Below are 17,032 nucleotides of genomic sequence, written 5' to 3'. Positions count from 1 at the left end.
GTTAGCCTTATTGGGATGATGAGGAACGACGCGCGGGCAGCATACGGCGCAGCACGTCATCGCGCAGAACATAGTGGTGGAACAGAGCAACCAGCGCGTGAGCGCAGGCAAGGATAATCAGCGCCCAGGCCACGTTATCGTGCCAGCCGCCGATCTGATGACGCAGTGACGGATCGACCGCGATCCAGGCCGGAATATCAAACAGGCCAAAAAAGCTGAACGGCTCCTGCTGTGCCCAGCGGAACAGAAATCCCAGAGAGATTTGTGCAAACAGCAGCAGATACAGCGCTCCGTGCATGGCATGCGCCAGGATGCGCGTCGGTCGCGACCCGGCCACGGGTGGCATGGCAAAACGCGCCTGTCGCTGGCTGTAGAGACGCCATAACGGTCGCACAATCATCACCAGTGCCAACAAAATGCCGCAGGAGATATGTACGGACTGCAATCCTTTACGCAGCGGCGTGCCACGCGCCAGCAGTTCCCAGATATGGGCAGAAGCAAAAAGGAAAATGACGCTGGCGGCAGTGATCCAGTGCAGCGTCAGGGCAAAGGCGTCATAGCGCTGACGCAGCGGGAGAGAGGTGTGAGACATGGCGATCGGTTTCCTGTCACAGGGGAAGATGATCGGTTAACGTCTCAGGGCGGGTTTCTATTCGAAAAAAAACAAATTTTTATTTCAGTGCGGTTTCTGGGGCCAGTTATAAAGAAAAATGCGGGGCGATCCGGGCTGACAGGTACGGGGATGAACTATCTGAAGACGTACAATGAAGCAATAAGGGAAAATAATATCACTGAGGTAGCCTTCCACTTTTTACTCTTTTCAAAAATAAAATAGAAAAGTTGCATCATGATGATAAAGGCAACCAGTATAGAGGAAACAAGATGCTGATTACTTGAATCATTAACAATAGAGTGAGGAGACATCGAAGGGTCCATTTCACTTATCCATGAGTACTTATCAACACCAAGTACATACAATAAAAGCATAGCAGAAAGATAAATAAGTAAAATGCAAATCCTTAATAAAACCCTCATGTTACCTCCATACTAGCTTATGAAATTTTTTCCAATTTCGTACAATAAAATCACCGTAATTAGTGTTTCTTTTTATCTCTTCTAATGTTGGCCTAATACCTCTATTATATCTCGCGCCAATTATTTTAATATCTTCTTCTCTTAATGTTGACGGTAAACGATCATAGTCTGCCAACTGTCTAAGATGTCGCGCCACAAGTCTAATATTATAACTATCTCTTTCAATACAATCTGCCAACATTCTGAGTTGAGATGTATTCATTTTTCTTACATCAAGCCCTAATGTGGCTGCTGCTGTTCTTAACTGTATGCTTACAAAGCCGAAAGATGTCTTTTCCGGTGGGTTTGTTACCGTAAAGTTTCTATCAATAAATTCTGGACCACTCCAATCAAAAGACCTTACCTCGAATGCAACTTTATCTATGAAATTTGGATCACCAGCAATTTCTATCCAACACACACCTGCCAGTAACTCTGCTGGTAATTTATACTCTAAAGATGCCATTCTTATGTTTAAGCTATTATGAGATACCCAGGCGTCCTTAAACCTTTGAATATATCCAACCCCACCACCGAATGTGTCTGGTACTATTTTCCATATAAGAATATCCATGATCCCCCACGAAGGAGATTTCGTCATAAATTTACAGGAAGAAAAATCACTTTCACTCATCAATAAAATTCTTTTATTTAGGAATAAAAAACCATTATAATTTATTCTAATTTTTTATCTATAGTAAATTTCCGAGACTAGTGAAGTCAATTATATTATGCTATGTTTAAATCATAATTGTCCAAATTAAGATAACCATCCTAAGATCACTGTTAATCTGATGGAAATACACTAAACCTGCATCAAGCCGTCATTCATACAGATAAGGCTGAAGAGCTCACCTCAGCCCAGAGCTGAGCCACGCTCAGCGTGGCAACGAAACGTGCTCCAGATAGCTCAGGCATAACAGTTCGAGCTGGCCTGCAAGACGCTCCATATCCTGCTGCTCAGGGTCGCCTTCCAGCAGCAGCCGTATCGGCCCGATCAGTGCGCCCATAAACACAAACGTCACCCCCGGCGTATCGGCAAACCGCCTGTCGCTGGCACTGTCCAGCATCGTTTCCAGCGCCAGGCGATTGCGCGCTTCCACGCTGCGCACATAGCTGCGCGTATCCAGTTCGCTGGCGACAGCATACAGCGCCGCCGACTCGTGCAGGTTCTCGGTTTTCACCTGCATAAACACGCTGACAATATGTTTCACCATCACTGCCAGTGGCTGACCCTGTGCGGATAACGCGGCACCTTCCATTATGCTTACCAGCCTCTCCAGATGGCGTTGTAACAGCGCAAACAGCAGCGCCTGCTTCTGGGGAAAATACTGGTACAGCGTCCCCACCGACACGCCAGCCCGCTCGGCCACGCGGATCGTGGTCAACCGGGGCAGCCCTTCCGCCAGCAAAACCTGAATAGTCGCCTCGAGGATCACCTCAACGGTGGCCTGCGATCGCGCCTGCCGCGGCTGTTTGCGCGCTTCAAGTCCCTTAGCGTTGTCGTTCATCATATGCGAATTCACAACCTGAATAATTATTCGTATTTTATTGGAACACCTTACGGTTTTTTCTACAACCTCGATCTGGAGCCTGACAATGACGATAAAAAATGCCGGAACCTGTGTACTTGGCGACCGCGTAGTCACCCGCATGGGTTATGGTGCGATGCAGCTGGCTGGTCCCCATGTTTTCGGGCCGCCGCGGGATCGCCAGGCCGCCATCGCCGTGCTGCGGGCGGTGGTGGAAAGCGGGATTAATCATATCGATACCAGTGATTTTTACGGCCCGCACATCACCAACCAGCTGATCGCCGAAGCGCTGCATCCCTATGCGGATGACCTGACCCTTGTCACCAAAGTGGGTGCTGTGCGCGGCAGTGACGGTTCCTGGAACCCGGCGATGTCCCTTGCGGAACTGCAAAGCGCGGTGCATGATAATCTGCGCAATCTGAAGCGAGAGGTACTGGATGTGGTTAACCTGCGGCTGATGTTTGATATGTTCCAGCCTGCCGAAGGCGATATTGAAGCCTCACTGACGGCTTTGCTCGAACTGAAAGAACAGGGACTGATTCGCCATATCGGGTTGAGTAATGTCTCAGCAGCCCAGATCGCCCAGGGGCGCAGTATCACGCCGATCGTGTGCGTGCAGAATATGTATAACCTCGCCCATCGTCAGGATGACGCATTGATTGACCAGCTGGCACAAGACGGCATCGCTTTCGTGCCCTTCTTCCCGCTCGGCGGGTTCTCTCCTTTGCAGAGCGCCGCACTGAGCGAGGCGGCCGTTGCCTGTGAGGCCACCCCGCTTCAGGTGGCGCTGGCGTGGCTGCTGCAACGCTCACCCAATATCCTGCTGATCCCCGGCACCTCATCACTCGCTCACCTGGAGCAAAATCTGGCGAGCGCACAGCTCGAATTGCCGCACGACGTGCTGGATGCATTAAATCGCATCGGTTAACATTTCATGCTGTACCGCCCGGAACAACACATCAATGGGGAAAATGAGGGGAAAAAACGGCAAATGAACCTTCGCTGCCGTCGACTTCCCCCTCATTTTTTGCCCTTATTGCGCTGGCGGTAATCGCCAGCTTGATTATTCTTTTTCTCATGCTTTTTCAGCCAATTAATAACCCTCTATTTTGTGTTTTAAAACTAAATAAACCTGACGAGTAATTAAAATAAACGTTAAGTAATTAAATTAATTTCGTGATTTGATTTAAACATAATAAATAGTTATTAACTTTTCGTTAAATTGCGCTAAAATATCACCTCAATTTGTTAACCTATATTGATGCGTTATTTAAAATGTCTAACTCCAAAAAAACGATTCCCCTGCTTTCTCTGTCAGCTTTACTGGTTTGCACCAGTACCTGGGCTGAAACCCCTGCCACGCAGAAAACCGACGTACTGCTGATCGGTGGCGGTATCATGAGCGCCTCCCTTGGCACCTGGTTACAGGAACTTCAGCCAGGCTGGAAACAGCTGATGGTAGAGAAGCTGGACGGCGTGGCCCTTGAATCCTCTAACGGCTGGAACAATGCCGGTACGGGTCACTCGGCAAATATGGAGCTGAACTATACGCCAGAGCGTCCAGACGGTTCCATTGATGTGTCCAAGGCGCTGGAAATTAACGAACAGTTTATGATTTCCCGCCAGTTCTGGACCGCACAGGTGAAACGCGGCATTTTAAATAACCCGCACTCCTTTATTAATTCCACGCCACATATGAGTTTCGTCTGGGGTGACACCAACGTCAATTACCTGACCAAACGCTATGAAGCGTTACAGCAGACCACGCTGTTCCAGGGAATGAAATTCTCTACCGATCCAAATCAAATTAAACAGTGGGCACCCCTGACCATTGAAGGCCGCGATCCTAATCAGAAAATCGCTGCCACCTGGACCCCGGTCGGAACTGACGTTAACTACGGTGAAATCACCCGTCAGCTGATCGGCAGCCTGAAGAAAGATAAAAACTTCACGCTGGAAACCTCAGCGGAAGCCACCGATTTTAAACGTAATGCCGATAACTCCTGGCACGTGACCATCACCGATGTGAAAAGCGGTGAAGAGCACAGCGTTGATGCGAAATACGTCTTTATCGGTGCAGGCGGCGGTGCGTTGAAGCTGCTGCAGAAAACCGGCATCCCGGAAGCGGATAACTATGCAGGCTTCCCGGTGGGTGGTTCGTTCCTCGTGAGCGAAAACCCTGAGATTACCAAACAGCATACTGAAAAAGTCTACGGCCAGGCGTCAGTAGGCGCACCACCGATGTCTGTACCGCATCTGGATGCCCGCTACCTTGACGGTAAGCGCGTGGTACTGTTTGGGCCGTTCGCGACCTTCTCTACCAAGTTCCTGAAAAATGGCTCGCTGTTTGATCTGTTAAGCACCACCACCACCAGCAACTTTATGCCAATGACGCACGTGGGTATGGATAACTTCGACCTGGTGAAATACCTGATTGGTCAGGTGATGCTGGATGACAACGACCGCTTTGAAGCGCTGAAAGAGTACTACCCGAATGCGCGTAAAGAAGACTGGAAACTGATTCAGGCCGGTCAGCGCGTGCAGATCATCAAGAAAGATGAAGATAAAGGCGGCGTGCTGAAACTCGGTACTGAAATTGTGACCGATCAGCAGAAAACCCTGGCGGCCCTGTTGGGTGCTTCTCCGGGTGCTTCCACCGCAGCACCTATCACTCTGAACGTGATGAAAAAGCTGTTCCCTGAGCAGTTCAACTCACCCGAGTGGCAGAGCAAGATCCGCACTATCGTTCCAAGCTATGGCCAGCAGTTGAATGGCAACACCGCGCTGACTCAGCAGGTGTGGGATGATACCGCAGCGACCCTGCAGCTGGTGAAACCACCGGTGATTGATATGAACAATACTAAGCCGTCTGACGCTCCTTCTCAGCCTGAGAAGCGTGCCGAAAGCCCGCAACACGATATGGCGCTGTAATCGCCCTGCCCCTGGCCTGTTCCAGGGGCAATCTTCTTTCTGTTCTGCTCTCCCTGCTTTCCTGCTCCTCTCTTTTTTACTATCCCTGCCTTTTTATTATCCAGGCTTTTTATCCTGGCTTTTTATCCAGGTAAGCGGGCGACTTCACTAAACGCCGCTTTATCCCGTGCGACCGAATAGGCCACCGTCGTCACTTCATTGTGTGATGTGGTGACATCCACCGAAGGGATCGTCACGCGGCCCAGCAACGTCGGCACGTAGCCACCGACTTTATGTTTGCCTTCCGGCACATGCAACAGTGTCCCTTCGCCATTGTCCAGAACCCCCGCATCTCGTCCATCCACGGTGACGACGACCGCAGAACCATCATCAGTCTGAGTCACAATATGCGACACGTTAATCTGCGTGGGGCCTCGGGCATACTGATCGTCAGGAACCTCTACGGATTGGCGCGCGCAACCCGTCAATAGCAGTGCGGCAGTGAGGGTGGTTAGGGTAAGGCGATATAACATGGAAGACTCTCCATCGGAAAATGAACTGACCATTATAGCGGCTCAGTGCGGAGAGATCGGCAGTACAGGGTTAGGGATCGTCTGAGAATGGGGGCGATTACCCTGTTCCTTGCGTGGAACAGGGTAAGAACAGCATCAGCCTGCGGCTTTTTCTGTCAGGGTAAACGCGGGTTTGTTTTTGGTGACGGAATAGGACACATGCGTTGCCTGATCCGTTTTGGTGGTGACTTCCACCGACTGAATGGTCACACGGCCCAGGCCGAACAGTGTCTGAACATAGCCACCGACCTTATGCTTGCCTTCAGGAACAAACAGTTCTTTGTTTTCTCCGCGCGTCAGCGTACCGGCTTCAACGCCGTCGATGGTCAGGATGACGGAGGAGCCATCGTCAGCACGGGAGATAACGTGGGTCACGTTAAGCTGCGTCGGGCCGGCAGCAAACGCGGAAACCGCAGGTGTCGCTTCGGCGGCAGATACATCTACCGTTGCCGGGGCCTGCGTTGTTTTGTGGCTGCAACCTGCCAGCATTAAGGTGGCCGTGAGCGCGGCGAGCGTGGAACGAGAAAACATGAAGCGGTCTATCCTCAGCGTAATTTCAGACGGCTATAATACTCCTGCACCAGGCTAAAAACACCCGTCTCTGATTAGGGTTGTTCTTAATTTACGAGAAGTTTACATCTGCTGCGCCCGATTTGAACCCGATCCGGGCCTGCGGTCTATACTGCCCCTCAGGATTTCATTTCAGGAGTATCTATGCACGGACCCGATCCCGCCACTCTTCACCCCTTACCTGGCTTTCCGCAGGTCTGCTTTATCAAAAATAGCGTGAGCAACCCCAATATCCTGATTGGTGATTACACCTATTACGACGACCCGGAAGGTGCAGAGAACTTTGAGCGTAATGTGCTTTATCACTACCCGTTCATCGGCGATAAGCTGATTATTGGTAAATTTTGCGCCCTGGCGCGCGGGGTGAAATTTATCATGAATGGCGCCAATCATAAGACCTCCGGCCTCTCTACCTTCCCTTTCTTTATCTTCGGCAACGGCTGGGAAAGTGCTGCGCCCGAGCCTGGTGACCTGCCCTATAAAGGCGACACCCGCGTGGGTAATGACGTGTGGATGGGTTATGACTGCCTGATTATGCCCGGCGTCACCATCGGTAACGGCGCGATTATCTCATCACGTTCAGTGGTGGTGTCTGATGTTCCTGCTTACAGCATTGTAGGAGGAAACCCGGCGAAGGTGATCCGTCAGCGTTTCAGCGATGAAGTGATTGCCGAGCTGGAGAAAATCGCCTGGTGGGACTGGTCGCCAGAGAAGATCACGCAGAATCTGGCGGCGATCAGTGGCGGTGATGTTGTGCGTTTACGGCAATAACGAATGGACCGGGTAACAGAGGGGGGTATTTCTATTCCAACCCCCATCCATTATTGACATGAAGAAAAGACACTTCCTTTCCATCATTCTTCTTATCTTTAAAGGTTACCCATCCATAACCACTATCGTGCATTACCTAATCCCCATAAGAGCCGTCCTTAAACGTTACCGTGCCAGAGGCGATGCAAAGCGTGTAATACTCGTGCATCCATCCGTATCCATTTTCTTCAGCTTTAGAGAAGTAGTTGATAAGTTTCTCTTTGGTGGGTTTAAATAATTTACATCCCTCGGCGTAGTTGTAAGGATCTTCCTTATCGATTTCATCGAAGTAACCACTCTTGATAATTTTTACATGTGCTACTTCTCTTGCTGCCTCAGCAGATAAGGAAAGTAGTGTAAATGCATAAAGTAAGTATTTTGCTATTTCCATTTTGCTGTACTCGCTTCCGTTTTGTTTTTCCTTCCTATATCAGGATGCCTGTAAACCTCAGTCATAGGAACATTAAATTTAGAAGCAATCTCAGAAACAAGCCATTTAAGAGACTCATTTTGTTTATCTGTAACAGCCTCATAAACCTCTTTATTTTTAGGGCCAGCAGTACGCCCTACGATTAACACGTTTACGACTCCATCGCGGGCGAGATCCCAAAAATGCGATATTATGCGATTCAATATTAGAAGTCATTAATGAAACTAATATAACCTGTATATCAGAACTGAACATGCAGTCAGCAGTCGACAGATGACGATGGTCACCAGCACTGGCGAAATCTTCACCAGATCACCGGGTTATGCCCTAAGTACTCACCTGTTTTATTGCTTATTTGCGCATTTGATTTAAGTCACGTACAACTAAAATAGTCTGATTACACACGCTTTTTACTTCCGAACTCTGACTATAAGGTCTCTTTGCGTGGCAAAAATCTTCTTACGCAGCGGTAATCTCGACGCTATCCTCGCCCTCGGTGAGAACGGGCAGCCCGTTTATCTGTCGGCTTTGCAACTGCGCGAAACCCTGCGCCTGAGAAAACAATCGCAGGTTGCCGACTGCCTGGCTATCCCGCAGCCGAACGATGCCGGAGACCGCCTTGACTGGTACTCCCCGGTGGAGGGAAAAGTCACCTCCTGGGCCGCTGCCAGCAACAGCGCGCGCACCGCAGCACTGAATCAACTGCTGGCCTGTCAGACCACCATCGCCGACATCGGCGAACGTGCGCAGCAGTCGGATAAACCCAGCCAGAAACTGTTTGGCGCCCTGCTCAACAAAGCCCTGCAATTCCCCGATCAAAACTACGTTTACCTTGTCGGTGGCAAACCGGTGATTACCTTCTGGGGCTTTGTCAGCCTGGATAAAAAATCACGTCAGGATGTCTTCGACTGTCTGCGCATTGAAGAAGATGATGTGCCGTCCCTCAGTCTGTCGCGCCTGGCTCCTGCTGCTGCGCCGCTGGTCACGCCGACTTCGATTGCCGCGACAGTCTCCCCGGTGATTGCCCCGCTGATCGCGCCCGAGCCTGCTGTGGCCGCGCCTGTTCCGGTGCCGCCTCCGGTGGTGGTTCCGCCGATGCCAGCACTGGAAATTATCGATGAGCCAGAAGCGGTTGAGGAATCCGAGCCAGAGTCTGCTCCAGTGGCACCTGCCGCTGCAACCACGAAACCGAAAGCTAAAATCTGGCTGCGTTACAGCTGGGTATTGCCCGCCGTTGCTCTGCTGATCACCTTTGGCGTGCAGCTGAAAAACCGCAGCGACAAACCGGCAGAAGAACCGCATGATGCGCCCATCGCCAAACAAACGGCCGCTGAACCCGCACCACAACCGGAACCTCAGCCTGTCGCGAGCGCCGCGGCGGTGGTTCCGGTGAAAACCACCACACTGCCGCTGGCCGCAGCAGTGATTGCACCTGTTCCAGCTACCCCGGCGGTAGCAGCGACAGAGCCTGCTCCGGCCCCTGAAGCGGTCTCGGATGCGCGTCCGGCAGGCAAAGATGACCTGGTGATGCCGCAGGATGCCGTTAAGATTGGTTCAACGAAATTCCTCAACGGCAACTGGCGTGTGCTGGTGCAGAAAAACCTGCCGACCGGCACCCCACCGATGCTGAAATATCAGCTGAAAAACGGCAAAGGCACTGCCCGCATTACCCAGGGAAGTGGCGTCACCTGTAAGGTGGATGTGTTTGCCGGGCTGATGTCTTCCGGTAACCTGGTGATTAACAGCCGCACCAAAGCACGCTGCACCGACGGTTCCCGCTATCAGATGCCGGAACTGGTGTGTAAACAGGGTCTGACTGGTGCTGCCGAATGCAGTGGCCGCTATAACGACGACACCGTGCTGCCAATGACCATGAAGCGTGAGAGTAAATCATAATGCTGGCGACAATTGCTGACTTCAAACCGAATATGACGCTGGTTCAGAACAGCGGCATTCAGTTCCTCGACTTTGCGTTAAACCCGGATCTGAACGCTGACTGGCCGGGAAAATTTGTCCGTCAGACCGCGAATGGCCCGCTGCTGCGCCTGAATTATCACGCGCAGGCCGGGAAATACCTGCTGCCACAGGCGGCGGGCACACCACCGGAAGTGGTGAAACCCGAATTCAGCTTCCCGCTGGCACAGTCGCTGACGCTGCTTAACGGTCAGTGGTTGCCGCTGCCGTTCTTCCGTTTTAATCCTCCTCGCACCTTTATTGGTGGGCCGGATAACTGGGCACGCGTGCGCATCGTGGCACTGGATACGCCGGACGCCAATGGTAATACTCACCGCGTGGTGCTGGCGTTCGATACCAAAGTCTGGGCCGATGGAGAGGATGAATCGCTGGCGCTGAACGTTAACGATGTGAAGAACGGCGTCAGTTTTGCGCTGGCCCATCGCAGCGATGAACTGGGTGAGTTTCTCGATCACACCTGGATTGACGGCTGGCTGCGCGAGGCCTTTACTCAGGCAGCCGCCACGCTGGAACAGCGCCCGCAGGTGAACATCAAAGCATCACTGCGTGAGTTCGAGTACCAGGCACACTATCTGAATATTCTGCATCTGCTCGGTCAGCAACTCTCCGTGCCGGAGCTGAAAATCAGCGCGGCCACCCTTCAGGAACCCGCCATTGCCGTTGATTTGATCCTCGACGTCGGCAACTCACACACCTGCGGCATCATGGTGGAAGATCATGTTGACGATCATCAGGGGCTGAAGCACACCTACGAATTGCAGATGCGTAACCTCAGCGAGCCGCATCAGCTGTATAACGAGCTGTTTGAAAGCCGGGTGGAGTTCGCCCAGGCCAGTTTTGGTAAGCAGAACTTCTCATTGGAAAGTGGCCGTGATGATGCCTTTATCTGGCCTTCCATTACCCGCGTCGGCCGTGAAGCCGGGCAGCTGGCGTTACAGCGCCTTGGCACTGAAGGCGCCACCGGTCTCTCCAGCCCGCGTCGTTATCTGTGGGATGAAGAGAGCTATACGCCGGGCTGGCGCTTCAGCCGCACGCCGGGCAATGTGTTGCAGGAACCGCTGGCGACGGCACTGCCGCTGACCTATCTGATCAATGACGAGGGCCAGCCGCTCTACAGCATTCCGCTGGAAGAACGCCTGCCGGTGTTCGCGCCGCACTACAGCCGCAGTTCGGTGATGAGCCTGATGCTTTCTGAACTGCTGGCGCAGGCGCTGTTGCAGATGAACAGCCCGCTGCAACGCCAGAAGATGCTGCACAGCAGCGCCCCGCGCCAGCTGCGCAATATTATCCTCACCCTGCCGTCGGCGATGCCAAAGCCGGAACGTGAGATCTTCCGCCGCCGGATGCTGGAAGCCATTGCACTGGTGTGGAAAGCGATGGGCTGGCACCCGATGGATGATGATTTCACCAGCGCCGCTGATAAAGCCAAAAGCAGCGTACCGGTGCCGGATGTGCAGATGGAGTGGGATGAAGCCACCTGTGGGCAGATGGTGTACCTGTATAACGAAACCCAGGTGAACTTTGGCGGCCGTGCCGAAGCCTTCTTCGCCAGCATGGCGCGTCCGGATCGCGCGCGCGCCGCCGATGAACCGGCGGGCAAAACGCTGCGCATTGCCTCCATTGATATTGGCGGCGGCACCACCGACCTGGCGATTACCCAGTACCGCCTGGACGACGGCGTGGGCAACAACGTCAAAATCATGCCGCGCCTGCTGTTCCGTGAAGGCTTTAAGCTGGCGGGTGACGATATTCTGCTGGATGTGATCCAACTGTACGTGCTGCCCGCTTTGCAGGGTGCATTTAAGCAGGCAGGCATGGTCAATCCGGAAGCAGTGATGACGCGTCTGTTCGGGCATGAAGGCCGTCTTGACGGGCACTCCACGCTGCGTCAGCAGGTGACATTACAACTGTTTATTCCGCTGGGCCAGGCGATCCTCGAAGCCTATGAGACTTTCGACCCGCTCGATCTGACGGCTGAAATTGATGCCCGCTTTGGTGAACTGCTGGCACAGGCACCGACGGAAAAATTACTCGACTATATTAACCGCGAGATCCAGCGCGAGCTGCCGGGCGAAGCCAAAGGCTTTGATATTCTCTCGGTGCCGCTGATTGTGCGCCTCAGCAAACTGCATGCGGAGTTCCTCTCCCCGCGTATGAATATCACGCACAGCCTGCGTTCCATGTCCGAAGTGGTGGCGGTTTATGATTGTGACGTGCTGTTGCTGACCGGGCGCCCTTCGCGCTTCCCCGGTGTTCAGGCGCTGTTCCGCCATCTGCAACCGCTGCCGGTCAGCCGCATTCTGTCGCTGGATGGCTACCACACCAATGACTGGTATCCGTTCAACAAGCAGGGAAAAATCGAGAACCCGAAATCAACGGCGGCGGTGGGTGCGATGCTATGCCTGCTGTCACTTGACCTGCGACTGGCTAACTTCTGGTTTAAAGCCGGTGATTTCCAGCCGTACTCAACAATCCGCTATCTTGGCATGCTCGACGGCACCGGCGCACTGACGGCCGAAAACGTCTGGTACAGTGATATCGATCTGGATCAGCACAACTTCACGCTGGATGTCCGCAGCCGCTTCCAGGTGCGCGGGGCCATCACGCTTGGCTTCCGTCAGTTGGATAACGACCGCTGGCCTGCTTCGCCGCTCTATACATTGACCATTGTGGATTCTCAGCTGGCGCGCAGCGTTGCGGGCGATAAAGTGTTACGTATCAAGCTGGCGGTCAGCCGTCCGTTTGGTGAATTTGGCCCGGAACGGTTTGATATTGCCGATGCCACTCTGGATGATGGCAGCCAGGTGCCGCTGGAGCATCTGCGCCTGCGTCTGAATACGCTGGCCAGCAGCGCTTCAGGTATGGCGCATTACTGGATTGACAGCGGGAGCGTCTACAAGAAATGAAATCTCTGAATAAAATCCTGACCGCACAGGCGAATAAAAAACGTGATGCCCTGACCCAGGGCATTGAGCAGGCGCTGGCCTGGCTGGATGTGAACCGTTCGCAGGCGCCTCGCCTGAATATGGAAGCGGATCGTCTGGCGATCAAACTGCTGCGTCAGCATAACCATGCCAGCGTACTGGCGCGGAATACCCCGCTGAACTGTGCCATTGGGCTGTTTGGCCTGGCCCAGGCGGGCAAGTCCTATTTGATTGGTGCACTGGCATCCAGCGAGAAAGGCCGCCTGGAATGTGCACTGGGTAACAGCGTGGTGGATTACGCCAGCCAGCTCAATCCACAGCAGCATACAGCGAATCTGGTGCAGCGCTTCAGCGGCCAGCAGCAGAGCAGCGACAGCAACTGGCCGGTACAGCTCTCCCTGTTGACCGAATGTGATTTGGTGGCGGTGCTGGCACTGCAATACGCGCAACGTGGCAGTGACACTGTCACGCCACTGGATGAATCCCAGCTGGGCGAACGCGTGCAAAACGTGGCGATGTATCGCCAGCCGGAACCGGTTGCAGGCATTAACCGCCATCAGATGGTGGCGTTGTGGGATGCACTGACCATCAGCCTGGCGCGCAGCAGCGCGCTGGACAGCCATTTCTGGCCGCAGGCCGTTGAACTCGCACCGCAGCTGGGTGTTGACGACCGCGCCAGACTGTTCTCCCTGTTGTGGGGCGAAGATCGTCAGCTGACGGCGCTGTATCGCCAGCTGGCACACGTGCTGCATCACCTCTCCTGCGTGCCGCAGGTGCTGGCACCGTTAAGCGTGCTGGATGAACCCTCTTACAGTCTGTTAAACAGCTCCGGGGTCAGCCAGTTTAATGCCACAGCCGACCTGACGTTGCAGGTGGTGCCGCGCCATAACGGTCGCGCACTCGCCCCGGTCAGCGTGGCGCTGGCCGAACTGACGCTGCTCAGCCGTGAAGTGCTGCTGCCGCTCTATAGCGCGCCGCGTGAAGAGCTGTTTACCGAAGTCGACCTGCTCGATTTCCCGGGCTTTATCGAATTAACCGTGTTGCCTGACGACGAGCATCACGAACTGGCGCTGGAGTTTTTACAGGCTCGTCGCCCGTTCCTGTTACAGCGTGCAGCCATTGAGCAGGATGTGACCCATCTGCTGGTGTGCAGCGCCTCGGCTCACCGTAATGAAACCCGCCATATTGGCCGCCTGCTCGACTTCTGGGTAAAACAGACCCAGGGCGAGACCACCGCGCAGCGAACCGGTCGTAAGCCGGGGTTGATCTGGGCGATGACCCCGTTCGATCAGCGCATTACTCACGGCCACAATCATGATGCCGCCGTGCAGCGCTTTGTTGGCAACCCGGGTGATGCCTGGGGCGCCATGCTGGCGATGGATGAGAAAGGCGTGCAGCGTATGGCGGGCTATCTGGTCAATGAAGTGCGCACCGACAGCAAACTGGCGCGTATTGCCACACAGCGTGCCGAGATCCAGCGCGAACTGAGTGAAAATCTGCTTGGTCGCTGGTATCAGGCAGCCGAAGGGGAAGATCCGGCGGAGCGTCTGCGTATTGCGGAATCCCTGTTAAAAGCCCTGCAAACCCGTACCGGGGTGCACGGTGAACTGCTGGAGCGCCTGGTGCCGGTACGCGATACGCTGCGCCATCTTTTCCTGCAACGTCAGTTGCGTACCGAACGCACCGCTGCCGATGAGTACAGCATCAACGAAGACGATCCTTTTGGCATCGGAATGACCATCGACCTGCTCAGCGACGAACCGCTCACTGCGGTACAGACCAGCTATCACAGCGTGCCCGTCGTCGATCAGGAAGCGGAGTTTGCGCAGAGCGTGTATCGCCACTGGGTGAATCAGCTGCGCCTGCTGCCGGACAACGGCCCACTGCTCGAGTTGTTAGGCGTGAGTAAGCCCACGCTGGAGATGCTGACCGAAGAGCTGATCACCGCCAGCGTGCGCCAGGAATTAGAAGGTTCCCTGATGCGCGTGCTGGCCGACAGCGATGCGCAAGGGCTGCCTCCAGAGCAGATTGCCGACCGCCAGGTCTCCAGGGCGCTCAGCGTGCTGGGTGATTTTGTCGCCTGGCTCGGGTTCCAGCAGTTGCCGGAAGCGCAGCGCCCGGAAAGCCGCATCAACCGGGGGCAGAAGATTTTTGCCAAACCGGAAGCGCAGACCGTCAACCTCGGACCAGGCCAGCGCCTGACGCGCCTGGCACTGAAGCCCAACAACCATGCAGCGTTTTATATTTACGACTGGCTGGTGGGGTTAAATGAGATGATTGTGCAGAATGCCGGTTATGCCGCTTCGCGCGAAATCAGTCTGGAACAGCGCGAGAAACTGGCGCAAATTTTGAAGGTTATCCGCCGCTAATCTCCCGCGGGCATTCGGCTGACACGCACACTGAATGCCCCGCCGGTTTCCTGCTCTGCCTCCTGCATCACCGCCAGAATACGCTCCAGCGCCGCCCGCTGCGGATGCCGATCGAGATGTCGCAGGGTGATGCGCACGGGCAGTTCAATCCCCGCCGTTAACATATCCCACAGCGCATCGAGATTGTTGCCGAAATAGCTCAGGTCAAATTTCAGCGCAAACTGACGGTAGAAATCGTCGCTGTCGCGCACCTGCTGTAAATCGAACGTCGCCATCTGCATCTCAGTTCACCTGCTCAAAGTGACGGTAATGGTCGCGGGTCACATAGATCAGGCCATCGCTGGAATAGAGCATGCGATCCGTTCCACGCCGCCCGCACTGATAGTTAACGTCAGCCTCGAACCAGTGCCGTCCGTTTTTCTCCGGCAAGCCCCCTTCACGATTACTGAAGCGATCGCCCCCGATTGCCCGGCCAGGCAGCACGTCACACAGATTGCCTTTGGACGGATCCCAGCCCTGACGCCGCGCATCCCCTTTGCGGATGTAATAGTCCGGCAGCCGCTGGTGCTGATGCAGATAGTCCGCCACGCGCTGTTGCTGCGTCAGCGCGCTGATGTCGTTGCTGCCGTTCTGCTGGCGGGATACGGGTTGCTCATGGCGGGTGGCAGGCGCACGCGACTCGCCCTGTTGACGCAGACCGGCGTAGCTGGCGACGATCGCCAAGATAGCGGCAATAATGAGTTTTTTATTCATTTGAGCAGTTTAGCAAAACGACGATGCGGAGCGAGGGGAAAAATGCACAGCGGCCTTGTTCTCAGGGCCGCTGGCAGAAAAGATTACTTCTCTTCGTACTTTTTCATATTTTCCGGGGTGACCAGCTCAAACGGGATCCAGTGATAGGAATCGAGTTTTTCGCCTTTGATCATGCGCTGGGCCACATCCACAGAGGCTTTGCCCTGGCCTACCGCATCCTGGAATACCGTGACCTGCATTTTACCGGAGGACATCGCTTTCAGGCCGTCCGGCGTGGCATCAATCCCGCCCACCAGCACTTTGCTGTCTTTTTTACCGGACTGTTGCAGTGCCATAATGGCACCAATCGCCATTTCATCATTGTTGGCGGCCACAATATCGATCTCTTCACCGTTGGTGATCCAGCTCAGCATCAGGTCCATCCCTTCGCTGCGCGAGTAGTTAGCGCTCTGCTTCTGCACCACTTTCATTTTCGGGTACTTGGCTACCACCTGTTCAACGTCTTTGGTACGTTGCAGCGCACCTGCATCGCTGAGGTTACCGATCATCACGCCCACTTTGCCCTGATAGTTAGCCAGACGCGCCAGCTCTTCCATCTGCAAGGTGCCTGACTGTTTCTCATCAGAACCAACAAACACCACGCCCGGCGGCAGCGTTTTATCACCTGGCGTGCGGTTAACATACACCAGCGGCACTTTGGCCTGGCTGACCAGTTTGGTCATCGCCGGGGTGCCCGCCGAGTTGACCGGGTCAACGATAATCGCATCCACACCGGCACTGATAAAACTCTGAACCTGATCGGTCTGACGCCCTACGTCGCCGCGCGCATCTTCAAACTGTACGGTGATCCCGCGTGCCTTCGCTTCTTTATCGATGGCCTGGCGAATAATGGTCAGGAAGTTCTGGTCGAAGTAGGCCATTGAAACACCAATGGTTTCAGCCAGTGCAGAAGTGGAGCAGCTCAACGCCGCAACCAGCAGCAGTTTTTTCATATGTTTCATTATTATTCTCCAGAGGCAGCAAGATGTTCGCACGGGTTAAATGAAATGCAATAACCACATTTAGAGGATAATGAAATAAATGGTTTGTCAGCAATCGAAATTTAACGAAACCA

The 17,032-nt window shown here is 54.0% G+C and carries 16 protein-coding genes; 6 read left to right on the top strand and 10 right to left on the bottom strand.

Features of this window, described 5'->3' with window-relative positions:
• Positions 1-7: 7 nt before the first annotated feature.
• The 3 genes from FVB43_RS10410 to FVB43_RS10400 all read right to left on the bottom strand — a co-directional run bounded on the left by FVB43_RS10410 (position 8) and on the right by FVB43_RS10400 (position 2,585).
• Entirely contained in the window at positions 8-592 is a 585-nt protein-coding gene (locus FVB43_RS10410; RefSeq protein ID WP_167863938.1) for a cytochrome b, read from the bottom strand.
• Between the two features lie 444 nt (positions 593-1,036).
• Positions 1,037-1,708, bottom strand: coding sequence for a hypothetical protein (locus tag FVB43_RS10405; RefSeq protein WP_242462135.1), 672 nt, complete (start codon positions 1,706-1,708; stop codon positions 1,037-1,039).
• A gap of 244 nt (positions 1,709-1,952) precedes the next feature.
• Positions 1,953-2,585, bottom strand: a complete 633-nt coding sequence (locus FVB43_RS10400; protein ID WP_422718022.1) for a TetR/AcrR family transcriptional regulator — start codon at positions 2,583-2,585, stop codon at positions 1,953-1,955.
• A gap of 88 nt (positions 2,586-2,673) precedes the next feature.
• Here FVB43_RS10400 and FVB43_RS10395 point away from each other — a divergent pair, with 88 nt between their 5' ends.
• Entirely contained in the window at positions 2,674-3,534 is an 861-nt protein-coding gene (locus FVB43_RS10395) for an aldo/keto reductase family oxidoreductase (RefSeq protein WP_167863936.1), read from the top strand.
• Positions 3,535-3,881: 347 nt separating this feature from the next.
• Positions 3,882-5,537 (top strand): malate dehydrogenase (quinone), encoded by a 1,656-nt coding sequence (mqo, locus tag FVB43_RS10390; protein ID WP_133846508.1) that lies wholly within the window; start codon positions 3,882-3,884, stop codon positions 5,535-5,537.
• Between the two features lie 122 nt (positions 5,538-5,659).
• Here mqo and FVB43_RS10385 read toward each other — a convergent pair whose 3' ends face one another.
• Complete coding sequence (locus FVB43_RS10385) at positions 5,660-6,049, bottom strand: hypothetical protein (protein WP_133846507.1); 390 nt, start codon at positions 6,047-6,049, stop codon at positions 5,660-5,662.
• A 135-nt stretch (positions 6,050-6,184) separates the two neighbouring features.
• Positions 6,185-6,619, bottom strand: coding sequence for a hypothetical protein (locus tag FVB43_RS10380; protein ID WP_133846506.1), 435 nt, complete (start codon positions 6,617-6,619; stop codon positions 6,185-6,187).
• A 183-nt stretch (positions 6,620-6,802) separates the two neighbouring features.
• Between FVB43_RS10380 and FVB43_RS10375 the strand changes: the two genes are divergently transcribed.
• Positions 6,803-7,429, top strand: a complete 627-nt coding sequence (locus FVB43_RS10375; protein WP_159338172.1) for a Vat family streptogramin A O-acetyltransferase — start codon at positions 6,803-6,805, stop codon at positions 7,427-7,429.
• Between the two features lie 136 nt (positions 7,430-7,565).
• Here the strand turns inward: FVB43_RS10375 and FVB43_RS10370 are convergent, their stop codons facing one another.
• Together FVB43_RS10370 and FVB43_RS10365 are read right to left on the bottom strand one after the other, a co-directional pair.
• On the bottom strand, positions 7,566-7,859 hold the full coding sequence (locus FVB43_RS10370) for a hypothetical protein (RefSeq protein ID WP_167863935.1): 294 nt from the start codon (positions 7,857-7,859) through the stop codon (positions 7,566-7,568).
• Positions 7,850-8,047: a peptidoglycan recognition protein family protein gene (locus FVB43_RS10365; RefSeq protein WP_166653765.1), complete on the bottom strand. Its 198-nt coding sequence runs from the start codon at positions 8,045-8,047 to the stop codon at positions 7,850-7,852. The genes FVB43_RS10370 and FVB43_RS10365 overlap by 10 nt, the downstream gene beginning before the upstream one ends.
• A 295-nt stretch (positions 8,048-8,342) precedes the next feature.
• On the opposite strand from FVB43_RS10365, the gene FVB43_RS10360 reads away from it, so the two are divergent.
• From FVB43_RS10360 to FVB43_RS10350, 3 genes are read left to right on the top strand one after another with little or no spacing between them, the layout of a single operon-like run.
• Positions 8,343-9,794 (top strand): SrfA family protein, encoded by a 1,452-nt coding sequence (locus FVB43_RS10360; RefSeq protein WP_167863934.1) that lies wholly within the window; start codon positions 8,343-8,345, stop codon positions 9,792-9,794.
• Positions 9,794-12,778, top strand: coding sequence for a virulence factor SrfB (locus tag FVB43_RS10355; protein WP_159338175.1), 2,985 nt, complete (start codon positions 9,794-9,796; stop codon positions 12,776-12,778). Before FVB43_RS10360 ends, FVB43_RS10355 begins: the two co-directional genes overlap by 1 nt.
• Entirely contained in the window at positions 12,775-15,165 is a 2,391-nt protein-coding gene (locus FVB43_RS10350; RefSeq protein ID WP_167863933.1) for a virulence factor SrfC family protein, read from the top strand. Before FVB43_RS10355 ends, FVB43_RS10350 begins: the two co-directional genes overlap by 4 nt.
• On the opposite strand, the gene FVB43_RS10345 is transcribed toward FVB43_RS10350, so the two are convergent.
• The 3 genes from FVB43_RS10345 to FVB43_RS10335 all read right to left on the bottom strand — a co-directional run bounded on the left by FVB43_RS10345 (position 15,162) and on the right by FVB43_RS10335 (position 16,919).
• Positions 15,162-15,446, bottom strand: a complete 285-nt coding sequence (locus tag FVB43_RS10345) for a barstar family protein (protein WP_133846499.1) — start codon at positions 15,444-15,446, stop codon at positions 15,162-15,164. The genes FVB43_RS10350 and FVB43_RS10345 overlap by 4 nt on opposite strands.
• A gap of 1 nt (position 15,447) precedes the next feature.
• Positions 15,448-15,918 (bottom strand): ribonuclease domain-containing protein, encoded by a 471-nt coding sequence (locus FVB43_RS10340; RefSeq protein ID WP_159338176.1) that lies wholly within the window; start codon positions 15,916-15,918, stop codon positions 15,448-15,450.
• 83 nt (positions 15,919-16,001) lie between these two features.
• Entirely contained in the window at positions 16,002-16,919 is a 918-nt protein-coding gene (locus tag FVB43_RS10335; RefSeq protein ID WP_133846497.1) for a sugar ABC transporter substrate-binding protein, read from the bottom strand.
• Positions 16,920-17,032: the final 113 nt, after the last annotated feature.

This window comes from Erwinia rhapontici, assembly GCF_012271765.1.
In the GTDB taxonomy this organism is placed as follows: domain Bacteria; phylum Pseudomonadota; class Gammaproteobacteria; order Enterobacterales; family Enterobacteriaceae; genus Erwinia; species Erwinia rhapontici.
Note: the sequence above shows the minus strand (reverse complement) of the source record. Positions and strands in the feature narration are given on the sequence as shown.

Bases quoted from the DNA above. Each gene is read 5' to 3' on its own strand.
- FVB43_RS10355 (WP_159338175.1), top strand. From the start codon at position 9,794: ATGCTGGCGACAATTGCTGACTTCAAACCGAATATGACGCTGGTTCAG.
- mqo (WP_133846508.1), top strand. From the start codon at position 3,882: ATGTCTAACTCCAAAAAAACGATTCCCCTGCTTTCTCTGTCAGCTTTA.
- FVB43_RS10340 (WP_159338176.1), bottom strand. From the start codon at position 15,918: ATGAATAAAAAACTCATTATTGCCGCTATCTTGGCGATCGTCGCCAGC.
- FVB43_RS10350 (WP_167863933.1), top strand. From the start codon at position 12,775: ATGAAATCTCTGAATAAAATCCTGACCGCACAGGCGAATAAAAAACGT.
- FVB43_RS10380 (WP_133846506.1), bottom strand. From the start codon at position 6,619: ATGTTTTCTCGTTCCACGCTCGCCGCGCTCACGGCCACCTTAATGCTG.
- FVB43_RS10370 (WP_167863935.1), bottom strand. From the start codon at position 7,859: ATGGAAATAGCAAAATACTTACTTTATGCATTTACACTACTTTCCTTA.
- FVB43_RS10400 (WP_422718022.1), bottom strand. From the start codon at position 2,585: ATGAACGACAACGCTAAGGGACTTGAAGCGCGCAAACAGCCGCGGCAG.
- FVB43_RS10405 (WP_242462135.1), bottom strand. From the start codon at position 1,708: ATGAGTGAAAGTGATTTTTCTTCCTGTAAATTTATGACGAAATCTCCT.
- FVB43_RS10375 (WP_159338172.1), top strand. From the start codon at position 6,803: ATGCACGGACCCGATCCCGCCACTCTTCACCCCTTACCTGGCTTTCCG.
- FVB43_RS10385 (WP_133846507.1), bottom strand. From the start codon at position 6,049: ATGTTATATCGCCTTACCCTAACCACCCTCACTGCCGCACTGCTATTG.
- FVB43_RS10410 (WP_167863938.1), bottom strand. From the start codon at position 592: ATGTCTCACACCTCTCTCCCGCTGCGTCAGCGCTATGACGCCTTTGCC.
- FVB43_RS10395 (WP_167863936.1), top strand. From the start codon at position 2,674: ATGACGATAAAAAATGCCGGAACCTGTGTACTTGGCGACCGCGTAGTC.
- FVB43_RS10335 (WP_133846497.1), bottom strand. From the start codon at position 16,919: ATGAAACATATGAAAAAACTGCTGCTGGTTGCGGCGTTGAGCTGCTCC.
- FVB43_RS10345 (WP_133846499.1), bottom strand. From the start codon at position 15,446: ATGCAGATGGCGACGTTCGATTTACAGCAGGTGCGCGACAGCGACGAT.